We start from the raw sequence: 1,733 nt of genomic DNA, 5'->3' as shown, positions 1-1,733 counted from the left end.
CTTCGCAATGCCGACAACCAACGGCTACGGACACGCTGCGTCACCACCCGCCGGGCCCGCGGACACCTCCGCACCGCTCAACTTTGAAGACCCCGTATGCGGGCGCCAAGACCTTCTGCAGCGCCTGCAAGCCGTAGTGGATGCGCGACTTCAGCGTTCCCTTCGGTATGCGAAGTGAGTGCGCCGCTTCTTCCAGGGTTCGACCACGAAAGTAGACCTCGTACAGAGCCTCTCGGTGTGCGGGGGACAAAGCCGGCAGCGCCTGGTGCACCATGATGTCGTTCAAGACCTCGGCCGCGGTGTCCAGCTCAGATGAATCGCAATCATCCAACAGCTCCCCACCTATCTCTTGTGGGCGGGTCTTGCTGCTGCGATAGCTATCGATGACCAGATTCTTCGCCACTCGGAACATCCACGGTCGTAGCATGGCGTTTCCAATGCTCCCGTAGGTGCGCCAGCACCGAAGCAGTGTTTCCTGCACAATGTCCTCGGCGCGTGCAGCATCACCCATCAGAAGTCGCATCACGTAAGCATGAAGGGCGAGAACTTGAGTCCGATGGTCTGCCAGGTCCTCCTCTCCGGTAGCTTCTGGTGATCCATCGGACCCCATGAACGTCCAACTCATGATCTCTCCTACAGGTGTCCGGATTCGTCAAATATTTTGATGCACTCATGGATTCCCCTCGACTGTGGTTGACACAGAAGTGTTCACGTCGTATTCGAAGGGTGCTTAATGAGATCCGGAATTCTGCCCACGCTCCAGCGTTGCTTCGTGGTGGAGGAGCAGAGGCGTCACATTGACCAGATGCGTGCTGTCCGAGTGATCCTTCGGTTCTCGATGCGGCAGTGAAGAGAATTCCGTCAATCAGAGCTACGGGTCGAAGGTGAAGTCAAGTTCACTTCTTGCGGCACTACCCCCGAACAGGTTCGCCCGAAGGCCGCCGCATCACGAATATCAATCGGTGGACGCAGGCATGCGAAATTGATCGAGACTCGGTGCGGAAATTCCGAACACGGGGGGCGAGCGATGGAGGAGGCATCAGATGCCGAGTCGGATCACCTGCTGGCGTAGTCGGCCGGAGCCCGTGTGCGTCCTACCCTCAAGAAACTCGGTCGATATCCAGTCCAGACACGCGCCGCTGTCGGGATTGGCACATTGCCCACCGACTGGTGCGGGACAGTCATCTTTCCCAAGTCATTCGCTGCGGCGTGTTATTGATCTCTTCGCACCGTTGCGTCTTGGTCGAAATCCCTCAAGCGGTGTCTATTTGCCTCACCGGGATCTCCTGGCATGAGGTGGAGAGGGCACTCCATGTGACCGGTGCTTCGACCGGCCGGCAGGAAGGCGGACGGTTCGGTTCTCCGGACCTTCGTCGGCTTCTGTCCCCACCACCAGTCGCCAGCCCTTTCAACGGGTTGGTGAATGCACCGCACGCACCGAGCACGGGCGGTGCGCCGACCGACACACCGAGACCTGCGAGGTCACGTCGGCGCGGCGCGACGCGGCCACCGCTTCGGGCACAGAAATGATGGGCAGTTGGATACCGCAACATCGGCTCCGTCAAGGTCGACTGTCCTGTACTGACACATACGGCGGAGCGCAGACGGAGAGTTCACACTTCTTGACGGACGCGGTAGGCAGGGCTTGCGCAAGTTCCCGGGATCGCCCAACTGGCGTCAGAGTGTCGCTGGTTGGGGTGGATGACAGAGCGGACACGGGATCCGTGATCATT

Annotated in this window: 1 protein-coding gene; it reads right to left on the bottom strand. The window is 59.7% G+C overall.

Going from position 1 to position 1,733, the window contains the following annotated elements:
* Window positions 1-40 precede the first annotated feature (40 nt).
* Window positions 41-610 (bottom strand): sigma-70 family RNA polymerase sigma factor, encoded by a 570-nt coding sequence (locus tag ABZX30_RS38095; RefSeq protein WP_355943032.1) that lies wholly within the window; start codon window positions 608-610, stop codon window positions 41-43.
* Window positions 611-1,733 lie beyond the last annotated feature (1,123 nt).

Source organism: Streptomyces sp. NPDC004542 (assembly GCF_040610035.1).
Taxonomy (GTDB): Bacteria; Actinomycetota; Actinomycetes; order Streptomycetales; family Streptomycetaceae; genus Streptomyces.
The sequence above is the reverse complement of the archived record's forward strand: the minus strand, read 5'-3'. Positions and strand labels throughout refer to the sequence as shown.